Origin of the sequence: Orientia tsutsugamushi str. Boryong (genome assembly GCF_000063545.1) — a bacterium.
Taxonomy (GTDB): Bacteria; Pseudomonadota; Alphaproteobacteria; order Rickettsiales; family Rickettsiaceae; genus Orientia; species Orientia tsutsugamushi_C.
This window is the reverse complement of the sequence record NC_009488.1, coordinates 233,336-254,325: the sequence shown is the minus strand read 5'-3', so window position 1 is coordinate 254,325 and position 20,990 is coordinate 233,336. Positions and strand designations below refer to the sequence as shown.

Below are 20,990 nucleotides of genomic sequence, written 5' to 3'. Positions count from 1 at the left end.
GCTTAAATAAATAGAGTATAAGTTTGTTGTAAATTTAGGAGTATTTCATTTAATTCTTTGTTAATTGCATCTTTAATTAATAGATAAGATTTTTAGAGGTTATAGAGCAGTGAATATAAAAAAGTTTATGTATGAATATGGTAGTTCTATATTTTCTTTCAAGTTGAAAGTATCATCAGATAAAGAGTAAAACTCAAGTAAGCATCGTACTACTATAGATTTGAAAGGGATATTATCATAAATTGGTATTCTTATGTTTATCTTTGATATTTGACCAAACTCTTTCTTTAGCAATATAAAATATAGTTGAAAAAATAATGAGGAATATAATTACCTTTAACCCCATAGACTTTCTATGTGTCATTTCAGGTTCTGCAGCCCACTGCAAAAAAACTACTATATCTTTAGCCATTTGTTCAACACTGCTGTTAGTACCATCGCTATAACTAACTTGGTGATTGGTTAAAGGTGGTGGCATAGCTATTTTCTGAATGCTAAAATAAGGGTTATAGTATAGTCCATGTTCTAACTTAAACTCTTCTGGAGGTGCAGTATATCCAGTAAGAAGTGAATAAACATAGTCTGCACCTTTTTCTCTAGCTTTTATTATTAATGAAAGATCAACTGGATAACTACCGTTATTCGCTGCTCTAGCAGCCTTATCATTAGGAAATGGACTGTAAAATTGATCTGATGGTAATCCAGACCGCTCAAACATTTCCCCTTGGTCATTAGGCCCATCCTGAAAATTATACTCCCTAGCGATAGCTTTAATTTCATCGGCAGAAAAGCCAATATCTGCTAGATTTCTATATGAAACATATTTTAAGCTATGGCAAGCGGAACAAACTTCTTTATATACTTTAAATCCTCGCTGAGCTGCTTGAACATCTAATTGGCCTAAAATTCCATTAAAAGGCCAATCTAATTTTTTTGGAGAAAGAGCTTCAGCTTGTATTGACAATACAACAATAAGTTCCATAACTAATATTATTAAACATATAGAAATCTTTTTAAATATTTGCTGCATTACCTTTAAGTATATATTTCAGATAGTTGTTAATATTTTTTTTCTTATTGCTTAACAAATATAGCTTATTATACTATTCCGTATAATATTACAAGTAGTTTTAATGATACAATAGATGAAATTAAAAATTTGATTAAATTTACCTAATGTAAAGTACAGTTCTTATATAAGAAGTATGCTAAACTATTTACAAAAGTAGTATCTAAACCTAAAATAACAGCTAGAGTTACTAATCCTAAAATAGTTTGTCCAGCTATGTAATATTGTGTTGATAAGATGTATTACTCTATTAATTGGTTGCGGTATAAACTTGCGGAATATTTCTTTTAGTCTTTTTAGCAGAAAAGTTTGTACCTCATTCTAGTAGTAAGTCTTCTGAATTCCAATTTTATTTTTATTCTGCTAGTTCAGCCTTTATTTTCAATAATTTTTATCTTAGCTTTATATTACAACACTGCCATTTTCTATAGCCTTCAATCAGATATATTACCTATAAACTTTACTCTTTCCAGAATTTTATCTACTTCATTTAACCATAGTTCGATATAATTAGAGAATCATTGATGAGAAAGCAAAAGTAAAAAATAATTCAAACTTAAAAAAGAAAAACAGAAATTTTGTTAGGTTGTAAAATATAAGAAAGCAATGCAACTCATATCAATTTTAGATCTTTAAATTTAGAATAAATATATATGTTACTCAATTTATACCATTGCGTACATTAATATTTTATGCTAACCTTAGAAAAAAAGTGTTAAAATTATCTTAGGGTTAAAATTATGAAACGTACTTATCAACCCAGTAAATTAGTTAGAAAAAGAAGGCATGGGTTTATGGAGCGCATGTCTAGTGTAGGAGGTAGGAGAGTGTTAATGAGGCGCCGTATGAAAGGTAGAAGGGTGTTATCTGCATAAATGAAGCTTCGTAAAAAGCTTATTATTGATTCACTAAAAAGTCAGGCTGCTTTTACAGCGATCAATAAGTATGGAAAAAAGTTAGTAAGTAAAAGCTTAATTTTAATATCACACTCACTACAAGATAATTTAAAAGCTCTAGAAACTTATGAAAAAGCTAAAATAACACAAAGGCTGTCTCATATTTTTGCAAGAAAAATTTATTTAGGGCTTAAAGTTAGTAAAAAGTGCGGCCGAACTGCTGTCATAAGAAATACAATTAAGCGTAGAATAAAGGCTTGTATGAGGCAAATAATTAGTCAATACTTATCTGTGGAAGATAATGCTAATACTGTGCTTTGTTCATTATCAACTAATCATAATAACAATAATTATATTGAATCAACTAATAATCGTGACTTCCACAAACAATCTAATATTATCAAGAAGAATTCATTATTATCTAGGGCATATCTAGTTATTCCTCATAAACATCTTATTAATGTTAGTTATTTAGAACTTAGTAATGAACTTCAAAAATTGTTAAGGTATTTAATATAAAATACTTGATTCAAAGTTTATTCTACTAATAAATTAGGTAGTTACATTCTAATTTATTAGTAGAAAGGTATTAGACCTCTTTCGAAACTGGTTAAGGTAGTTCAAAATTATTGCTGATAAATATCGAAATGGACGTAAAAGATTCGGTCTTAGTTTTAATTTGATCTCTGGCATTTATAATTTTAAACTACCTTAACCAGTTTCGAAAGAGGTCTATTGTAATATACAGTTAAACTGTATGGGGCAGCATAACTTATATTTTTTTAGCTTTGTATTATTAAATTTTGAGGCAATAACATGTTTTAATTGTTACAAATCATATAATCAGCTATAAGTAGTAACTGAAATACTCCTTTGCGAACATATGTATTATTAAAGTTAATTAAATGAAAAAACTATTTAAAGCTTTATGGATATTTGGAATTATTATTGTATTATCTGTTTTAGCGATCAAAACTACAATATTTGATTATGGCCTTAAGTGTATAATAGTTTATGCTGCTCGTCTTTCTGGGTATAAGGTTAGTATCAATTCTTTAAGTAAAGATATAGGCATTAAAAATAGTGCTATTGAATTACATAACATTAATTATGATATTTATAAAGACTATAATATCAATATTGATTCTGTAAAAATCTACTTTAATTTCATAGACCTTTTTGTTCCAAATAGGCTAAAAAAATTTCAAGCTGTATTGTATAATGCTAAGTTATATTATACTCTTAGCCCTACTCCATTAATCAATGCTTCATTTGATGCTAACTATATTCACCCTATACAGACCAACGATAAAAAATATATAGGCACTATAAAAATTAATAATATAGAAAGTAACATATTAAATCTTACTGACTCTAGATTTACTAATTTGGTAAAAAACAATATCTGTAACTTTGAAGTAGATTCACATAATTCATTAGTCACAAGTTCTTGTAAATTATACGGAAGAAGCAAGTCATTAATTTTAGATATTAATGTTGCAGCTAAATTTTTAGATGGGGTTCTTACTCAATGTAAAGGAACTATAGATAGCAAATCATTACCATTACTGATAAGTAAAAAGTTTAACTTTTTATTACCTAATAACTATATATGGGCAAACATAACTAGTATAATTGAGCAGGGAGAAATTACCAATGCTAATGTAAATTTTGACTTAGAAGAGGAATTTTTTAATAATGGGACAATTCAAGACCATAGTTTGTATGGTCAAATGACTATAAGTAATGCTTCAATTAAATATGATGCTATTCCTAGAATTACAAATATTAAATCAAATGTTCAAATTTTAGGTAATAAGTTATATTTTACAGACTTAACAGCAAAACTATTATCAACTGATATTACTGAAGCTCAGATTGAAGTAGATTGTAGTACATTTTTAAATACAGAAATAGGCATTACTGGAAAAGCAAACGGCCCTGTTCAAGATTTAATTATTGGCTTTATTCCTATAAAATTTCTTGATAAACTAAGATCTACAGAGATAAATTTAGCCGAAGCTTATGGGACAGCAGATACAAAATTTAATATTGTAATACCTATAGCAACAGATACCAAAAATAAATATAGCGTTAAAACTCAGATCAATAACTTCGATCTTACGTTGAAGAAAAAGTTTAAGCTATTCTATGAATTAATGGAAGTTGGGTATGATGGTCATACAGTAATGATAACTGCTAGTGGTAAAATTAATAATATGAATAGCAATTTAAATTATAAAGCATTAGTAGATACAGAACGTGATTTTTGCGATACTTTAAATCTTGCTATATTGGTAAATAACCAAAGCGATTTAAACTCTGATTTTTTGGAAATTATAGATGGAAATGCAATTATCAACCTTAAGCTTGAATCAAAGTTAAACTATTCTGCAATTTCAATTGACAATGATTTAACTAATCTGGGATTTAACGTCTGTCATAGCTTAGTTACTAAAAATGCAGGTGAAAAGGCTAAATTACGCATGTTAACTAAATTTATCAATTCGAACCTATACCAATTATCTGGTCAGTTAAGTGGCAGTAATAATTTAAATATTCAAGGTACTGTAAACTATGATCAGAAAAATGCAAAATTCAATTTCCCAGTTTTTAAATATGCAAATAATGATTTTATAGTTAAAATTAATTTAACAGATGATCAGATTATAGCAAACATTAAGGGAAATATTTTAGATTTGTCTAATATTAGCTTACAGGATTTAATTAATCAAGATAGCGCATTAAAGTTATTCAGCAGTGGTAGCATTATACTTGATGTAAGTAAAGTAATGCTTAAAGATAATATAATACTAACAGACCTTTATTTAGCACTAAATCAAAAAATAAATAGTGTATTGACTGGTCAATTGTTAGCTAAGATAGGTGAACAACATTTAACTGCTGAGTTAACAACTACAGACACCAGTACTAAACTAGAAGTTAGAACACCAAACGCTAGTAGTTTAATTCAAGAATTAAATATTAGCAAAGATCTTATTAAAGGTGAATTAATATTAAAAATTGATATTCCTTATGACAAACATGAGAAAATTATTGGCAATTTAATAATGAAGAATGTTACTACTAAACGAACATCATTTTTAACTAAACTAGTTTCTCTTTTTTCTTTTCATGGGTTAATTAATTTGGTAACATTACAAGATACCGTATATTTCTCTAATGTGTATGCTAAATTTAATTACGATAATGGAATAATCAAAATCCAGGATGGAAAAGCTACAGGTAGCTCATTAAGTTTTACTCTTTACGGTGTTGTTGATACTAATAAACGTTACTATAATATTGCAGGAAGATGTTTTCCTGTTTTATACGGAATTAATCCTATATTAAATAATGTAGTATCTGCTCGATACAATCAAAACAATAAGTTTTAATCTTTCGATTTTTATACTGCTTAGTTTTTCATCAGATTAAGTATATTTACCTTCAAATTTTGCTGTTAAGCTTCATTTTATTTTGATCATCTTCTATTAAATTAACTTCAGTAGATCTAGATCTATCATTTTTATTTTTATTATTATATAGTCATCCACAATGAAGCAGAGTAATGCCTGTGGAGTAAAAGGCACCATACTAATAACATTATTTCAACAACAATGGATAATGATGAATGATAAAAACGTCTATAGAATTACAAGACCTGAGGTAGAAGAAAGTTATATAGCTAAGCTACTATAAAACAATTATATTATATACTTTTTGAAAAACTTATCTAGGCTATAGTGATAGCTAAACTATTATAACTGTTTTATAGTAGTTTGGCTATATAATGATTGCCAAATTCGATATTATAGATCTTTGAAAGCAATAACTTAGGATGGGCTATAAACAATGATATGAAGTTATCAGGAAAGCGTAATACTGGAAAAATCCGTATGTTGCGTTTAATGTAGCTTGTGGATAGAAACTGGAGTAACTAAACTACTGTGCCTTGCTCAACCATACCTTATGGAATAATGGAGATATAGCAACACTTCTTTGTTACCAGACTAAGCTTACTTTTTCTTTCTTTGTGTTTATGGATCTTGCTGTTGTTTAAGTTAGTTGTTTGTCAGCGCTATCTAGTTAGTATAAATTGGAAAACAATTACATAATTCTTGTACATGATGTTTTGTTCTAGTAATGACACTATTCAAACTTTTTTCAATTTCAGTAATAGTGATACCTTCATTTTTTTTTGCAGACTTAATTATTGCAATATTGTCTAAAATATCAGCAATATATTTTCCTACAGTAATAAATTCATTTTCTTTAAAGCCTCTAGTAGTACAGGCTGGAGTTCCTAATCTAATACCAGATGTAATGGTTGGAGAAGTAGTATCAAAAGGCATTACTTGTTTATTACAAGTAATGCCAGCTGCATCTAGTAAATATTCAGCTTCTTGTCCTGTGATATTCTTTCCTCTTAAATCTACTAGCAGCATATGATTATCTGTTCCACCTGTTAAAATATTATAACCTCTGTCTTGTAGTAACTTAGCTAGTACCTTCGCATTTAACATTACTTGATTAATATATTCTTTATATTGAGGCATTAATGCTTCAGAGAAAGCAATTGCTTTAGCAGCGATGACATGCATTAATGGACCGCCTTGCATACCTGGAAATACAGCAGAATTAATTTTTTTACTTATTGATTCATCATTACTTAGAATCAATCCACCTCTTGGACCTCTTAAAGTCTTATGAGTAGTGCTAGTTACAATATGAGCATATGGTATAGGACTAGAATGATACTCTGTAGCCACTAATCCAGCAATATGCGCAATATCTGCTAAAAGATATGCTCCTACCTTATCTGCTATTTCTTTAAATGTTGCAAAATTTATCTTTCTTGAATAAGCTGAATAACCAACAATTATAAGTTTTGGTTTATGCTGCTGAGCTAGCATTTCAACTTCATTATAGTCAATTAAATAACTATCTTTGTTAACACAGTAATGAACTGCATTAAAAAATTTGCCAGAAATATTAGGTTTAGCGCCATGGGTTAAATGACCACCACTATTTAAATCCATAGCTAAAATTGTATCACCAGGCTTTAACAAGGCTAAAAATACTGCTTGATTAGCTTGAGAACCAGAATGTGGTTGTACATTCGCATAGTTGCACTTAAAAAGCTTTTTTACTCTATCAATAGCCATACTTTCTACCTCATCAATAAATTCACAGCCACCATAATATCTTTTATTGATATATCCTTCTGCATATTTATTTGTAAGAATAGAACCTTGAGCTAGCATGACTGCTTTACTAGTAAAATTCTCTGATGCTATTAATTCTATTGTTGATTGCTGTCTATATAATTCTTTAGCAATTAAATCATATATTTCTTTACACATTTACCAACTCTAATTTTATCTTATAACCAAGTTTTAGATGTTATTGTTATTACTTTCATCATCGCTACAATCATCACTATAATCAGTATCTTTAATAGTATCAATTGATACTACTTTTTCATCTTTAGAAGTTTTGAATAATATAACTCCACTAGTGCTACGGCCGATAATTCTGACACTATTTAATTGACATCTTATTAGTTTTCCGCTGCTAGTAATTAGCATCAACTCATTATCTTGACAGGCTGGCAATACACTAACAACCTTTCCAGTTTTAGATGATACATTCATATTTGCTACTCCTTTTCCACCTCTCTTAGTAACTCGATATTCATAAGCTGAACTAAACTTACCATAACCATTTTCTGATACAGTCAAGATGAATTCTTCATTACTAGCCATAGTTAACATTTCATCTTCAGTTAAGTTATATTTAGAAAGATCGATGCTCGGATGTAGTAATTTATTTTTAGCAATTAACAGACGATTGCTTACTGGTAAATTCAAGTAGTTTTCTCGAACCTCAAGACTACAATTAATTCCTTTTAAAATAGTCATTGATATAACCGCATCATTTCCAGCTAATTTAATAGCTTTAACTCCATCGGAAGTACGGCTTTTGAAAACTCTTAGATCTTTTACTGGAAACCTTATAGCTTTACCATTCTGTGTTGCTAGCAACACATGATTTTCTTCATCGCAAGATTTTACAGAAATTAGGCTATCGCCTTCATCAAGGCGAATAGCAATTTTGCCATTAGAAGCTATATGTTTAAAATCAGATAAATCATTTCTTCTTATATTACCATGCTTAGTTGCAAAGATGATATATTTTTTCTCTGAATCATTCTCGCTTTCTGCAGGCATTGGCATAATATTAGTGATAGTTTCATTTTCTTTAATAGAAATCAGATTAATAATTGGTCTACCTTTAGACTGCGGAGTGCCTAATGGCAATTTATACACTTTTAAATTATATACTTGCCCAATATTTGAAAAAAACAAAATAGAAGTGTGAGTATTTTCTATAAACAGATGAGTAATCACATCTTCATTCTGTACTGATGAACCAACTCTTCCTTTTCCGCCTCTTTTTTGAGCACGATAAGTTGATAAAGGAACTCTTTTAATATAACCAGCCAATGTAACAGTAACTACTACTTCTTCTTCAGGAATTAAATCCTCAATATCTTGCTCAAATTCTTGGTTTTCAATTGTAGTAAGGCGAGCTGTAGAAAATTGTTCCTTAATTTGATTTAGCTCAAACTTCATTGTTTCAAGTAATTTATCCCTTGAGCCCAAAATTTCAAGATATGCTTTAATTTCCTTTACTAAGTTGTTTAACTCATCTTCAACTTTACCTCTCTCAGTATTTGTTAAGCGTTGTAACCTTAATTCTAATATCGATTTTGTTTGCTGCTCAGTTAAAAAACATTGTCCATCTTCTTTTAAAATAGCTCTATCATCAACTAACTTCACAAGATCATATACATCACTAACATTCCACATTCTAGCCATTAATCTACTTTTTGCTTCCTCCGAGTTAGCAGATGATCTTATAATTTTGATTACTTCATCAATATTACTAACAGCAATAATTATGCCTACTAAAATATGAGCTTTATCTCGAGCTTTATTGAGCAAAAATATAGTTCTCTTAGTAATAACTTCTTCACGAAAATTAGTAAAAGCAACAATAATATCTTTTAATGTCATTGTTTTTGGTATGCCTTGATCTAAGGCTAGCATCATAACATTAAATGTAGTTTGCAGACTAGTATAGGAATATAATTGATTTAGAATAAGATCAGTATTAGCATGTTTTTTAAGCTCTATTACTACCCTTATACCAGATTTATTAGATTCATCTCTAATAGCACTAATACCTTCAATCCTTTTATCATTCACAAGTTCAGCGATTTTTTCAACTAAACTAGCTTTATTAACCATAAAAGGTATTTCTGTAATAATAATAGCATGTTTTAAACTATCGCTTTCAATATCGGTTTTACCACGAACAATAATTTTACCTCTGCCTGTGTTATATGCTGACTTAATTCCAAATGTGCCAATAATTTGCCCACCAGTAGGAAAGTCTGGCCCTTTAACTAATTCCATTAGTTCGATAATTGTTATATTATTATTATCGATATAAGCGCAGCAGGCATCAACTACCTCACATAAATTATGAGGTGGAATATTAGTTGCCATTCCTACTGCAATTCCTCCAGTCCCATTTACTAATAAATTAGGGAATCCAGCTGGCAAAACTTTTGGTTCTTGTTCTAAGCCATCATAATTAGCCTGAAAATCAACAGTATCCTTATTAATATCCTCTAACAAGCTATGCGCAACTTTTTTTAAACGTACTTCAGTATAACGCATTGCAGCAGCAGCATCTCCATCCATAGAACCAAAATTACCTTGACCATCTACTAGTGGTAATCTTAGAGAAAAATCCTGTGCCATTCTAACTAATGAATCGTAAACAGCTAATTCACCATGAGGGTGATATTTACCTATCACATCTCCAACAACCCTTGCAGACTTACGATATTGTTTATTATAGTGATAGCCAGATTCATACATTGCATAAAGTACGCGCCTATGTACAGGTTTTAATCCATCCCTAACATCAGGTAATGCACGACTTACTATTACGCTCATAGCATAATCCAGATATGAGCGTTGCATTTCTTCTTTTATACTAATAATATTTATATTTGATTCTTTATACTCTTGTTCAGACAAAGCAATTACATTTATTTATTAAAAAATATTGATAGTAACTTAAACTACTATAAATTATTTTTGTTATAAAGCATACTCTATTATTTCATAATAAAACATTTTAGGTAAGCGAATTGTTGTAGATTTGCTCAGAAAATTCATAGTTGCCAAAAAAACGCTGCACATCATCATCGTCATCTAATGCATTGACTAACTTAATTAGTTTTTGAGCTTTCTCTGTATCTGATATTAAAACTGTATTCCTAGGTCTCCAGCCTATATATGACTCAACTGGATAACCAAATAGCTGCGCTAGTTCTTCTATGATATTAGTAAAAAGTTTAATTGGAGTGTATACAACATTATATTCTTCATCTAATTCAATATCTTCTGCTCCAATTTCAATAGCAGCATCAAATAACTTTTCGCTAGTACTAGCTTTTGATTCAAATTTTATAATTCCTAAACGATCAAATAAAAAGCTAGCATTACCAGTACCGACTAAATTACCGCCATATTTACTAAAAATAGCCCTAACATTTGCTGCAGTGCGGTTAGTATTATCTGTTAAGGCTTCAACTATAATTGCAATCCCATCGAATATTATGCCTTCGTAGGTTATTTCAAAATAATTTTCATAATTGTCTTTATTGTTAGCCTGTGCAATAGCTTTTTCAATTCTATCTTTAGGCAAGTTATTAAATTTAGCTGCTGAAATAGCAGCTCTTAATCTATGATTATATTGAATATCTGTTCCAGATTTAGCACTAAGAGATATTTCTCTTATCAAACTAGCAAATAGCTTAGCTTTCTTTTTATCCTGTGCACCCTTACGATGCTGAATATTTTTAAACTTTGAGTGACCTGCCATTATTATTAATACAATAGTAAACTCATTAAAAATATATTATTTTAATTAACTTGAGAATATGCTTGTAACTATAACAATTTATTATATATCGTATATTAAAATCAAAAATTTTAAAAGAGAATTATTCTTATTGATTACTTCTAATGCAATCGAACCCTAAAGAGAAAAGCATATTTCTTGTTTCAAATAGAGGTAGCCCCATTATATTAGAGTAAGAGCCACGCATAAATTGAATAAAACACTCCCACATTCCTTCTATAGAATGGCCGCCAGCTTTATTTAATCCTTGTTTAGTTGCAACATATGTTGCTATTTCTTGTGGCGTCAATCTTTTTACTTTTACAATAGACTCAACTGTTCGTGTATTAAAAGCAATAATATTATTATGTTTAACTTTTGTAATTTTTACTCCAGTAAAAACTCTATGCCTTCTGCCAGATAACATCTTTAAACAATATTCAACATCAAAATCTGTAATAGTTTTTGGTAATATACGTCTTCCTACTGCTACTACTGTATCAGCAGCAATAACATATCCGTCTTCTATATTTTGCGCTATTTTATCTGCCTTCTGTATAGCCAATCTTAAAGCTAAATTTTTTGGTAATTCTGCAGGCAAACTCGACTCATCAATATTAGCTGGAATAATTTGAGACGGTACTATGTTAATTTTTTTAAGCAACCTCAACCTAGACTCAGATTGAGATGCTAGTATAATAGGCATTAAATCCATAGAATATACCAAGCATATTTATTATTGACTATTAAAATTACTTGTGACGATGTGTAATCCTTCCCATATTTAAATCATAAGGTGTCATTTCAACATCTACCTTATCACCTCTTATAATCTTAATGTGATGCATTCTTATCTTACCACTAATGTATGCAGTAATAATGTGCTCACTGTCAGACAACTTTACTTTAAATTTAGTTTCCTTAGGCAAAACTTTAATAACTTCGCCAGTAACTATAATAGGCTCTGTTTTTGCCATAATTCAATTATTATGCATTTATAATAAACCGTAATTAATTTTCACGTTAACTAATTAACCTTGTGTATTTACTTATTTTAAGTAACATGAGTAACGCATGGCTCCCCGGGCTGGACTCGAACCAGCGACCAAACGGTTAACAGCCGTTTGCTCTACCACTGAGCTACCGAGGAATTGCATTATGTACACTTATAGCAAATATTTTTATCTAAGTCTAGTATTTTTATTAAACATTCTATAAAATGCTAAAAATAATTTAGAGTTATATATGGTAAGAAGCCAAAAATACATAATTAAAGGATACATCATTCTTTACTATTCTGTAGCTCTTATTGTAATCTGAATTTTAATATTAGATATTAACACGAGTTTGATATAAGGAACGTTCCAAACTGTAAAAAGAGTAAGTATTACAACTGTATTTTAATATCAAAAAATAGAAAAAATAAAAAAGTAAGTAAAACTAATATGAGCTAGTAGGTAAGCACTGAAAACGCTTTTCCTACCAAAGAACCATACGAGAGAATTAAGTCGGCATATTGCTCAAGCAATTTACCATATAAATATATCTATGAAGATTATTAACTTTTTGTATAATTTCTTTCCAATCTATTGAAAGCCAGTAGATTTTCTTGAAATTACCATTAGTACAATAGGTACCTTAGCTAGAAGTATAATCTCTGAAGATAAAATTATCGACAATATTCTAGCAATCGATAGATATTATCATAAATTGGAGACTACATGAGCACCAAAATCAGAGTTTATGCCATTACAATGCTATTATTGCTACAAGCTCCAGTATCACTAGCTTGGAATATCGAAAACGTATTTCAAGGAATGAGTATTAATGTCACAAGATCTGGATCATATCAAGATCAAGCGGCTGGATATTATGCGGCTGGCGGATTATCTGCCAGAACAAGCCAAACATCATTTCAGCCATTTGCTATAACTCCACCATCTTTAAACATGAGCTGTAGCGGTATTGATGCCTATCTTGGTAGCTTCTCTGTTATTTCTGGAGAAGAATTAGTTCAATTGATGAAAAACATTGGTTCTCAAGCTAAAGTCTATGCTTTTTCATTAGGATTAAAAACCTTTGCTTCTCAAATTGAGAATGCTCTCAAAGACTTACGTAATCTAGCAATGGAGATGAATCAATTTGCTAAAGGAGATTGCGAATTAACAAAAGCATTATTTGCTACAGCTTTACCAAGAAACTCAGCTATGAGAGAAGCTGTTTGCCGTGATATACAGTCACAAAGCGGGTTTGATTATTTTGCTGCTGGTAAAAAATGTCGTAATTATTTAGATCAAAAACAAGCTCTGCGACAAGCACAAAATAAGGATTCAGAGTTATGCTGGATGATTATAACATCTTCACTAAAGCAGCAGCAAAGGTTGGAATACCATCAAATATGCGTGATTCAATCATGTCTATGACTGGCACTATCGTTGGTACATTTCAATGTTTAAGACTACTTGTTATTATAAGCCTTTCAGAGTGTTAAATTTTGAGTATAGCTACTAAATTGCTATATTTACGCGGGATAAAAACGTGGTTTTTGATAGCAAAAATTGCCTAAATCACCTGCTATACCTGACATTTTTGGAGGTTGAAATGGTGCGAGATTTGCGTAATTTGGCAAGCAATAATTGCAAAATTGCTAATAATAACAGTAGCAATAATGCAACTGTTTTTTATCGTTTTATTGGAAATTTTGTTCCAGCAGAATGGAAAGATCTGATTGGAGATAATGCTAAAGCTTTAAGCAAGACATCTAAACAGCTTCTATCATTGATAGTATATAAACTACAGATCTATTACAATAATGATATAGAGGAATTACAAGACAGTTATCACTCTTTTGAAAAGGAGTTGCAGGTTTGTCAACGCAGGGTTAGGCAATGCTTAGTTGAACTACAAAAAGCTGGTTTCATTGAAGTTGAAAATAGGACAATAATTAAAAACAATTTTAAGTTGCGTAATGTTCCTTGTATAAAACTTCTAAAAAATTTTCAGCGTTTTACTGAAAAAGAAAAAAAGAAGAAAAAATTGTCCTTCTACAACAAGGAAATTTTCACATCAATTTGCAAGAATTTGCAGGTGAACCTGCAAAAAATTGCAGCTACATATATAGATATAATAAAATAATAATAGATCTAGATCTACTGAAGTTAAGTTAGTAGAGAATGATCAAAATAAAAATGAAGATCAGCAGCAAAATTTGAAGTTTAAATATACTGAATCTGATGATTTTATAGAAATTGAGTTAGTAGGAAATGAAAAAGAAGATCAACAGCAACAACAGAATTTGAATTTCTATGAGCTTAGTGATGTTAGTAATGACAAGCCATCAAACAATGATTATGAGCAAAACAGTAAGTTAGCAACTCCAGCTATTATCGATAATTCAGAGGTTGAAAAGAATGAATGCTGCCCCAAAAGAAAAAGACTAGCAGATTATTATCCACTAACACCAGAAGATGCAGTTATACTACAACGTATGTCTAGTAGAAGCTTCAACATATACTTCATAAATCAATTACTGTTGAAGTTATCAAATAAATATTCATTCCGTTATTTTGAAAATAAGATAGCAGTGCTAAACTATATGGCAAAAGCCTTAGCAAATGAATTACTAACTACTGATCAGGCTAATAGTGGAAATTTTCGATTTAATGATGTAGGAAGATTTAAAGAACAGTATCTAGCAAATATTGAATCTGATACAGATCGTAGTATGAAGGCTCAGTTGAAGCGTAAAATAGCTGGAGTCTTTGAAGCAGATACTGCTTATCAAATTTTAACATCTTGTGATTTTGGGGCAGCAGTTAAAAACAAATATTACATCAAGTTGATTAAGAATATTTTACTATCAGATCATATTAAATTCAAGATATTACAGGAGGTACGAGCTGTGCATAGCAATGATATTGAGCAGTTACAAGTTATACCATTTGATGAATCAAAACAAGTTATCAATAACACAACGGAGTATCAAAAAACAGCAATTTTACAGCAACAAATGAGTGATGAAGATTACCTTTCAGAACTTAGTAAAGAGCTAAGTTCTAACTCTATATTGTTCAAAGTACGAAAATACATACTTCAACATTACGAATATGAGCAAGTTATTGATAAACTATGGTTTAGTAAGTTAGAAGTTGTAAATGAAGATAATGTTAATAAAAAGATATTCATTAAGGCTCTAACAAGCTTTGCAAATAGCTATATCAAATCAAATTTTAAACCCATTCTAGAGCGTGCTTTTGCAGCTCAAGGGTTTTCGTTTGAATTAGTTGAGTTTGTAGAAAGTTAGATTAATGATTAATAGCTGTGAAATACAAAGTTCTACTCAGAATAAAATTATTGCATTTTATTTAGTTTTTTGTTATATTACTGCAAACATATGGTTAATTTTTTAATAAATTGCAAAGGTTTCAAAAGGGGAAAATTATGCATAATTATTTACTGTTCTATACTTTGCTGCTAAGCGAGGTTATACAAAAAGTTTATAATACAGATAAAGTAAATGCGTGTAGTAATGATGCTTAAGTCAGATTGTAAAAACATAGTAGAAGATGTAGGACACAGAGCTTTTAAAGCTATTGAACATGGATGGAGATATAGAGCAAGTAAAGAAGCTTATCCTTAGCAAAGATGGAAGTATTAATGGATATTTATGTCATGTAAATTTTTTAAGTTGGGCTGTACTATATAATCAAAAAGATATTATTACATTTTTATTAAAAAATGATCTTGTTAATATTGATATGAGAGGTAAATCCTTACATACTGCTCTTGAGTGTAATAACGAATGGACTGTTAGATATCTATCAGATCATGATAGTGTCAATGTGCAAGATAACTGCTTTGGAACTCCTATGCATACTGCTATTAAACATAAGTGGCATGATGATGTTCTTATGCATCTATTATCTTATTGCACTAACATCGATCTGCAAGATTCCCTTGGCTATGCTCCTATCCATACTGCTGTTGAGTGTCATAACATAGGTGCTCTTACATTGCTACTGAATAATGGTGCTAAAGTTGATTCACAAAATAAAAATGGAAAAACAGCTTTACATGTTGCTGCTGAATGTGTTGCCAAATATGGTGATAAATATCATGATATGAATTCTATCTATAAATTATTAGCTCATCATGCCGATGTAGATATAAAAGACAACACAGGAAATACTTACTTATATTACTTATATTATAAAAAAGATAAAACTGTTGATGATACACATGAAGTTGTTGATGATACAGATATTAGCAGTAATATTATCAGTGATATTAGCAGTGTTGTTAAAATTAGACCTCTTTCGAAACTGGTTAAGGTAGTTCAAAATTATTGCTGATAAATATCGAAATAGACGTAAAAGATTCGGTCTTAGAGTTAATTTGATCTCTGGCATTTATAATTTTGAACTACCTTAACCAGTTTCGAAAGAGGTCTATTATAGGAGTAGTAGATAAAGCTGTTTTTCCTTTAGAGCACATTTTCATGGAGAGTGTAGAACGCGCTGTATGTGGTGAAAAGGGACCGCATGACATAGACGGCTGTAATATTATTTAACTATGTTAAGGAATTATTTTTAACTGATATATAAACTCTAAATTAGTACTTTATTCTCAGTTTTTATAAATATCTTCTTACTCTGTGCATTATTTTAACTACACAAATTTTTTAAAGACAATAATTGCAGAAGTGCTGCTGTACTGAACCTAGGGTATGCCATTGAAGATCAAGAGTTTTCATTTGAATTAGTTAGGATGTAGTTAGTAATGATTAGCTCATTAACGAGATTGCGTTTTTGATTGATTGAGTATGTAACTCCAATATGGGTGATGAAAAAGTCTTTGTATATGTCTCTAATGAAGGCAGTGTTATTATTTGAAAGCATAATTTTAACACCTTTATTGTTTAGTTCATAAACAAAATCTCGTAGTCTGATTTGCTCTTTTTCATCAAATGGAACTCTGGTATAGAAACGTTCTCCTGATTGGTGATAAGGGGGGTCAAGATAAACGAAGTCACCTTTTTTAGGTTCTATAAACGAAAAATCCATAGCGCAAATTGATACATCGGTTAAAAGTTTGCTACATTTATTTATTCTAGAGCAAATATGAAGCTTAAGATATCGCTTATCAGAAAATGTTTGAGCAGATGTACCATCTCTGTTTAGCCTATAAATTCCCCTAAAAGAGTATTTATTAAGATATATAAATTTTGCCGTGATATCATTAGGATCATTACTATAATAATTGTCTCTTATTTTATAGTAGTAATTTTCAGAATGGTTTTTGTGATATAGATTCAGTAATCTGTTGACTTCATTTGGATTCTTTTTTACAGCGTGATAACTAGTAATTAAGTCGAGATTAATATCAGACAAAAAACATTGTTTAAACAGATGCCTAACTTGAAAAAATAAAGCCCCACCTCCAAGAAATGGTTCATAGTAATTATAGTATGGCCCTGAAGGAAGATGCTCTATTAATTTATTAACAATTCTCCTTTTACCTCCAACCCAGTGAAGAAAAGGCTTTGGTTCATTAGAAATTGCCGTTGACACAAGAATTTTTGATTAATTAAATCTCTACTATGAATTATAGCAGAAAATAAGCCTTAAAGCCAGTAATAATAACTGTTGTAGAACTTTTTTATAAACCTTTTGTGAATGATATTTTTGTAGCTAGAGATACAATGCGATAATTTCGCATCTATTTTAAAAAAGATGAAAAAATTTTTCATAATTATGACAAAAAGTCATGTACTGATAAAAATTGAAATGATACTGTATACCTGATATTATCTGAGATTCAAGATTTAGATAATATTTAGCTAGAGGTTATTTCATTAAAACTTCAAAATCTGCTATTAAAGGTATAAATGAATCTCTAGCTACACTTTAATTGCTACTTCAAATAGCAAAAGTAATGCTATGGTTATTAATGGCCTAATTATTTTAGGCTATCTCAATTTATAACTCAAGATTAATAATAAATATATAATTGTTAAATATTATGCGGGATTTTAAAGGGTAAAGTATGCATATACAAGTCTTAAGCGCAGCAAAACACTTGTTCTATCGAATGTTTAACCTATACAAACAAAATAAAGTAACACAAATTTTTTCAGTTTCACAGGAAAAATGGTTTGCTTTTTTTAATGACTTGCACAGTCATACAGAACAAAAAAATTTAATACAACTTCTAATAACTCATCTTATAAAGATAAAATCTAATTTAAAAACAAATCAGCAAAAAAAGTGTTTAACTGGTTATTTAACTGATCCAAATTATAACTTAACCAGAAAGGAACAAAAATATATTTTAAAATTAATAAATGAAAATGATTTTATTTGGAATAAGAAAGGTCAAAACTTTCTTGATTTTTGTATGTATAAAATTATACGAATGCATTCCATAGCACTTGAAATACCAATCAAAAAATGTTCTAGCAATATGCTAATAAATAAAGGTATCAAACCCTTTCAGGAATTTATTACACCAGAACATTTTAAGAATATAATTGATCTTGAACAAAAACTACTATACCGCACACTAAAGTATTATCATTGCATTAACAAAGAAAAGTAATTATCAAACAACTACTATTGGCTCAAGGACAACTTGAAATAAAAGAAGATCTTAATTCGATAGAGAAAAAAGATTTTGACTTAGTTAATACAGCGCTTGATTTTTATATTTTGGATATTATGGGTCGTTTTAAAGACGTGCTCGAACCTGATGTTTAAATTAAGAGCAATAAGATAAGTTCAGAACTTTTTCAGTTAATATACTAAATTATTCAAAGTCTTTTTTTATAACTCAGGATCAATTGTATATCTCATTTTGAAAGATATTTTGTTTTTTTAGATGTAAATAACAATGCGATAATTTCGCATCTATTTTAAAAAAAAATGAAAAAATTTTTCATAATTATGACAAAAAGTCATGTACTGATAAAAATCGAAATGATACTGTATACCTGATATTATCTGAGATTTAAGATTTAGATAATATTCTGATAGAGATTAAAACTTAAACCGCAAAATTTTCTTTTTAATCTCTAGGAAGCAATTTAACAACTTAAATAGCAGGAGAATTCTATGCCTATTGAAGACGAAGGTCAAAATAAAATCAATAAATTAACCGAAAAATTATCTACAGAAGGAATTAATAGCACAACAATAAAACAGGTAGATGCAGAATTGCAAAAACTATACTGTCAGCTGGAAAAATCTGGGCAAGTAAGCATAAAACTCATAGATTGGATACAATATTTTAGGCGAATCGTAAATAACTATGATAAAAAAAAGATAAATATAATAGCTTCTCTGAATGGAATAATTTTTTTATTTAGACAATACATAGCATCAACAAATATAAGGATTGAAACATTTAACATAGAATCACTAATAAATAATACTGTTATCAGAATGAGGAAAAATTTTGAAAATGAGAATATAAATCTAAATGTTCAAAATGATATAAAGACGGTTCTGATTGGAGATAGTTTTAGAATAAAAGCAGTAATAAGTCAGTTAATTGGTAGTGCTATTATAAATAGTAGTAAGCATAGCAAGATTACTATTAACATCAATCAGTATTCAGAAATATTACAATTTACAGTACAAAATATAGTACTAAGCCCTTCTAAAGAAAAATTAGAAAGAATAAATTCCGAACTAGAGAATTTGAATTTGGTAACATATCAAGAACTAGGAGAAGGATTAGCATTTATTAAACATCTTATACATCAGCTAAAAGGAAGGCTAAGAGCAAAAGAGGAAAATAATTACATAACTTTTGCATTTGAAGTTCAAATAACTAGTTTTAACTCTTCTTTTGGCGAATGTTATGAAAAAAAAATAAGTAACCAATGGATAGTACAAATCCCTTCAATGCTAATTACGTTGGTAAATGGAGAAAGGGAGAATATCGATGAATATATAGAGATAATAACAAAGTTAAGAAAAGCTAAGTATCAGGTCGAGGTAGCTGAATCATTGAAAGAATATTGTGTGAATCTGATACAGAATATCAAATATAGATTTAATATTGCAACGAGTGAAATTGTAAGGCTTGCAAGCGAGATCATGTTAAATGATTCTGAAAATAAAGATAAGCTGAAAACAATATTAAATCGATCAGCAAATCTCCAAGAGTACTGTAACGATGTAGTTTACACGCTTAGAAGCGAAATTGAGAATGAAAATTTATGTTTAAAAAAATTTAGCATACAAAAGCTAGTAAAGGATGCCGTCAGGAGACTAGAAGACATTGCAAAAGAGAAAGATATAAAAATCAATTACAATTTTCAGTACAAAATGAAGGATATTGTGATTGGAAATAGTGATCACTTACAAGCTATATTAAGTCAATTAATAGGCAGCACGATTAGATTTAATCACAGCTGCAAGGTTATAATTACAGTTCATTTGTTTACTATAAAAAATTATATAAAAAGCGATAACATACTACAATTTAGAATACACGATAAAGGAAGCGGTATTTCAAAAGAAAAATTAGGGAATATAAAAGCTAAATTAGCTGATTTTGACTTGGTAAGAGACTGTCCGCTAATGCTTGAATCAGGATTATGGTTTGTAAATTACCTTATTAATCAACTTAATGGAGAAATGGAAATAGAGAGTGAAAAAGACAAGTTTACAACGCCAATTTAGGATAAGAAAAAGTATGAAAGGCATAATACAAAAGGTATATAATTAATATTATGTAATATCTTTAAATATAGTTTCAATTAATAACAGTTTATTTATTAATCACATGTCTGTAAATACAAATTTAGGATAAGAAACAAAAAGAATATTTGTAGAAATATGAGCAATAAATAAACTGTTATTAATTGACACTACAGATAATATATAATTATACATTATCTCTTGTATATCTTTTATTCACTACCTTTCATATTTTATCTTATCCTAAATTGGCGTTTACAACCATTACTTGCAATATTCCAGTTCAACTTTTTTAATCAAAAATAACACATTTTAATGATTAAAAATTTTACAATT

At 29.4% G+C, this 20,990-nt stretch carries 19 protein-coding genes, 1 tRNA gene and 3 pseudogenes; 14 read left to right on the top strand and 9 right to left on the bottom strand.

The window, feature by feature from the left end; all coding sequences use genetic code 11:
- Nucleotides 1-235 precede the first annotated feature (235 nt).
- Together OTBS_RS01215 and OTBS_RS18145 are read right to left on the bottom strand one after the other, a co-directional pair.
- Complete coding sequence (locus tag OTBS_RS01215) at nucleotides 236-1,021, bottom strand: cytochrome c1 (RefSeq protein ID WP_173361686.1); 786 nt, start codon at nucleotides 1,019-1,021, stop codon at nucleotides 236-238.
- A 192-nt stretch (nucleotides 1,022-1,213) separates the two neighbouring features.
- Nucleotides 1,214-1,372, bottom strand: a complete 159-nt coding sequence (locus OTBS_RS18145; RefSeq protein ID WP_080571914.1) for a group II intron maturase-specific domain-containing protein — start codon at nucleotides 1,370-1,372, stop codon at nucleotides 1,214-1,216.
- Between the two features lie 437 nt (nucleotides 1,373-1,809).
- On the opposite strand from OTBS_RS18145, the gene rpmH reads away from it, so the two are divergent.
- The 4 genes and pseudogenes from rpmH to OTBS_RS01205 all read left to right on the top strand — a co-directional run bounded on the left by rpmH (nucleotide 1,810) and on the right by OTBS_RS01205 (nucleotide 5,363).
- Nucleotides 1,810-1,944: a 50S ribosomal protein L34 gene (gene rpmH, locus OTBS_RS11055; RefSeq protein ID WP_011944364.1), complete on the top strand. Its 135-nt coding sequence runs from the start codon at nucleotides 1,810-1,812 to the stop codon at nucleotides 1,942-1,944.
- Entirely contained in the window at nucleotides 1,945-2,484 is a 540-nt protein-coding gene (locus OTBS_RS10120) for a ribonuclease P protein component (RefSeq protein ID WP_050897493.1), read from the top strand.
- A gap of 100 nt (nucleotides 2,485-2,584) precedes the next feature.
- A pseudogene (locus OTBS_RS13715) lies at nucleotides 2,585-2,680 on the top strand (IS5/IS1182 family transposase); the annotation flags it as partial.
- A 190-nt stretch (nucleotides 2,681-2,870) separates the two neighbouring features.
- Nucleotides 2,871-5,363 (top strand): DUF3971 domain-containing protein, encoded by a 2,493-nt coding sequence (locus OTBS_RS01205; RefSeq protein ID WP_011944362.1) that lies wholly within the window; start codon nucleotides 2,871-2,873, stop codon nucleotides 5,361-5,363.
- Between the two features lie 687 nt (nucleotides 5,364-6,050).
- On the opposite strand, the gene glyA is transcribed toward OTBS_RS01205, so the two are convergent.
- The 6 genes from glyA to OTBS_RS01175 all read right to left on the bottom strand — a co-directional run bounded on the left by glyA (nucleotide 6,051) and on the right by OTBS_RS01175 (nucleotide 12,100).
- Nucleotides 6,051-7,331 (bottom strand): serine hydroxymethyltransferase, encoded by a 1,281-nt coding sequence (glyA, locus tag OTBS_RS01200; protein ID WP_011944361.1) that lies wholly within the window; start codon nucleotides 7,329-7,331, stop codon nucleotides 6,051-6,053.
- A gap of 33 nt (nucleotides 7,332-7,364) precedes the next feature.
- Complete coding sequence (gyrA, locus tag OTBS_RS01195; RefSeq protein WP_011944360.1) at nucleotides 7,365-10,082, bottom strand: DNA topoisomerase (ATP-hydrolyzing) subunit A; 2,718 nt, start codon at nucleotides 10,080-10,082, stop codon at nucleotides 7,365-7,367.
- A gap of 100 nt (nucleotides 10,083-10,182) precedes the next feature.
- Nucleotides 10,183-10,932 (bottom strand): YebC/PmpR family DNA-binding transcriptional regulator, encoded by a 750-nt coding sequence (locus OTBS_RS01190; RefSeq protein ID WP_011944359.1) that lies wholly within the window; start codon nucleotides 10,930-10,932, stop codon nucleotides 10,183-10,185.
- Nucleotides 10,933-11,059: 127 nt separating this feature from the next.
- Nucleotides 11,060-11,665 (bottom strand): Maf family protein, encoded by a 606-nt coding sequence (locus OTBS_RS01185; RefSeq protein ID WP_041621091.1) that lies wholly within the window; start codon nucleotides 11,663-11,665, stop codon nucleotides 11,060-11,062.
- A 37-nt stretch (nucleotides 11,666-11,702) separates the two neighbouring features.
- Nucleotides 11,703-11,927 (bottom strand): translation initiation factor IF-1, encoded by a 225-nt coding sequence (gene infA / locus OTBS_RS01180; RefSeq protein WP_011944357.1) that lies wholly within the window; start codon nucleotides 11,925-11,927, stop codon nucleotides 11,703-11,705.
- Between the two features lie 98 nt (nucleotides 11,928-12,025).
- A tRNA-Asn gene (locus OTBS_RS01175) sits at nucleotides 12,026-12,100 on the bottom strand.
- A gap of 571 nt (nucleotides 12,101-12,671) precedes the next feature.
- Here OTBS_RS01175 and OTBS_RS01170 point away from each other — a divergent pair.
- From OTBS_RS01170 to OTBS_RS13705, 7 genes and pseudogenes are all read left to right on the top strand, one after another.
- A pseudogene (locus tag OTBS_RS01170) lies at nucleotides 12,672-13,387 on the top strand (conjugal transfer protein TraH); the annotation flags it as partial.
- A gap of 164 nt (nucleotides 13,388-13,551) precedes the next feature.
- On the top strand, nucleotides 13,552-14,085 hold the full coding sequence (locus OTBS_RS15020; protein WP_041621090.1) for a hypothetical protein: 534 nt from the start codon (nucleotides 13,552-13,554) through the stop codon (nucleotides 14,083-14,085).
- A 73-nt stretch (nucleotides 14,086-14,158) separates the two neighbouring features.
- Nucleotides 14,159-15,253 (top strand): hypothetical protein, encoded by a 1,095-nt coding sequence (locus tag OTBS_RS15015; RefSeq protein ID WP_232488839.1) that lies wholly within the window; start codon nucleotides 14,159-14,161, stop codon nucleotides 15,251-15,253.
- Nucleotides 15,254-15,466: 213 nt separating this feature from the next.
- Nucleotides 15,467-15,589, top strand: coding sequence for a hypothetical protein (locus tag OTBS_RS17420; RefSeq protein ID WP_269763900.1), 123 nt, complete (start codon nucleotides 15,467-15,469; stop codon nucleotides 15,587-15,589).
- Complete coding sequence (locus OTBS_RS17780) at nucleotides 15,549-16,301, top strand: ankyrin repeat domain-containing protein (protein WP_011944356.1); 753 nt, start codon at nucleotides 15,549-15,551, stop codon at nucleotides 16,299-16,301. The genes OTBS_RS17420 and OTBS_RS17780 overlap by 41 nt, the downstream gene beginning before the upstream one ends.
- Nucleotides 16,285-16,380 (top strand): annotated as a pseudogene (locus OTBS_RS13710) (IS5/IS1182 family transposase); the annotation flags it as partial. The gene OTBS_RS17780 and the pseudogene OTBS_RS13710, both read left to right, overlap by 17 nt.
- Nucleotides 16,367-16,519 carry a hypothetical protein gene (locus OTBS_RS13705; protein ID WP_157866290.1) on the top strand — a complete coding sequence of 51 codons (153 nt, stop codon included), beginning with the start codon at nucleotides 16,367-16,369 and terminating at the stop codon, nucleotides 16,517-16,519. The pseudogene OTBS_RS13710 and the gene OTBS_RS13705, both read left to right, overlap by 14 nt.
- A gap of 169 nt (nucleotides 16,520-16,688) precedes the next feature.
- On the opposite strand, the gene OTBS_RS01150 is transcribed toward OTBS_RS13705, so the two are convergent.
- Nucleotides 16,689-17,519 (bottom strand): DNA adenine methylase, encoded by an 831-nt coding sequence (locus tag OTBS_RS01150; RefSeq protein WP_011944355.1) that lies wholly within the window; start codon nucleotides 17,517-17,519, stop codon nucleotides 16,689-16,691.
- Between the two features lie 475 nt (nucleotides 17,520-17,994).
- Between OTBS_RS01150 and OTBS_RS01145 the strand changes: the two genes are divergently transcribed.
- The 3 genes from OTBS_RS01145 to OTBS_RS15010 all read left to right on the top strand — a co-directional run bounded on the left by OTBS_RS01145 (nucleotide 17,995) and on the right by OTBS_RS15010 (nucleotide 20,636).
- Nucleotides 17,995-18,546, top strand: a complete 552-nt coding sequence (locus tag OTBS_RS01145) for a hypothetical protein (protein ID WP_011944354.1) — start codon at nucleotides 17,995-17,997, stop codon at nucleotides 18,544-18,546.
- A 17-nt stretch (nucleotides 18,547-18,563) separates the two neighbouring features.
- Nucleotides 18,564-18,704 carry a hypothetical protein gene (locus OTBS_RS15740; protein ID WP_231965344.1) on the top strand — a complete coding sequence of 47 codons (141 nt, stop codon included), beginning with the start codon at nucleotides 18,564-18,566 and terminating at the stop codon, nucleotides 18,702-18,704.
- A gap of 354 nt (nucleotides 18,705-19,058) precedes the next feature.
- On the top strand, nucleotides 19,059-20,636 hold the full coding sequence (locus OTBS_RS15010) for an ATP-binding protein (RefSeq protein ID WP_011944353.1): 1,578 nt from the start codon (nucleotides 19,059-19,061) through the stop codon (nucleotides 20,634-20,636).
- Nucleotides 20,637-20,990 lie beyond the last annotated feature (354 nt).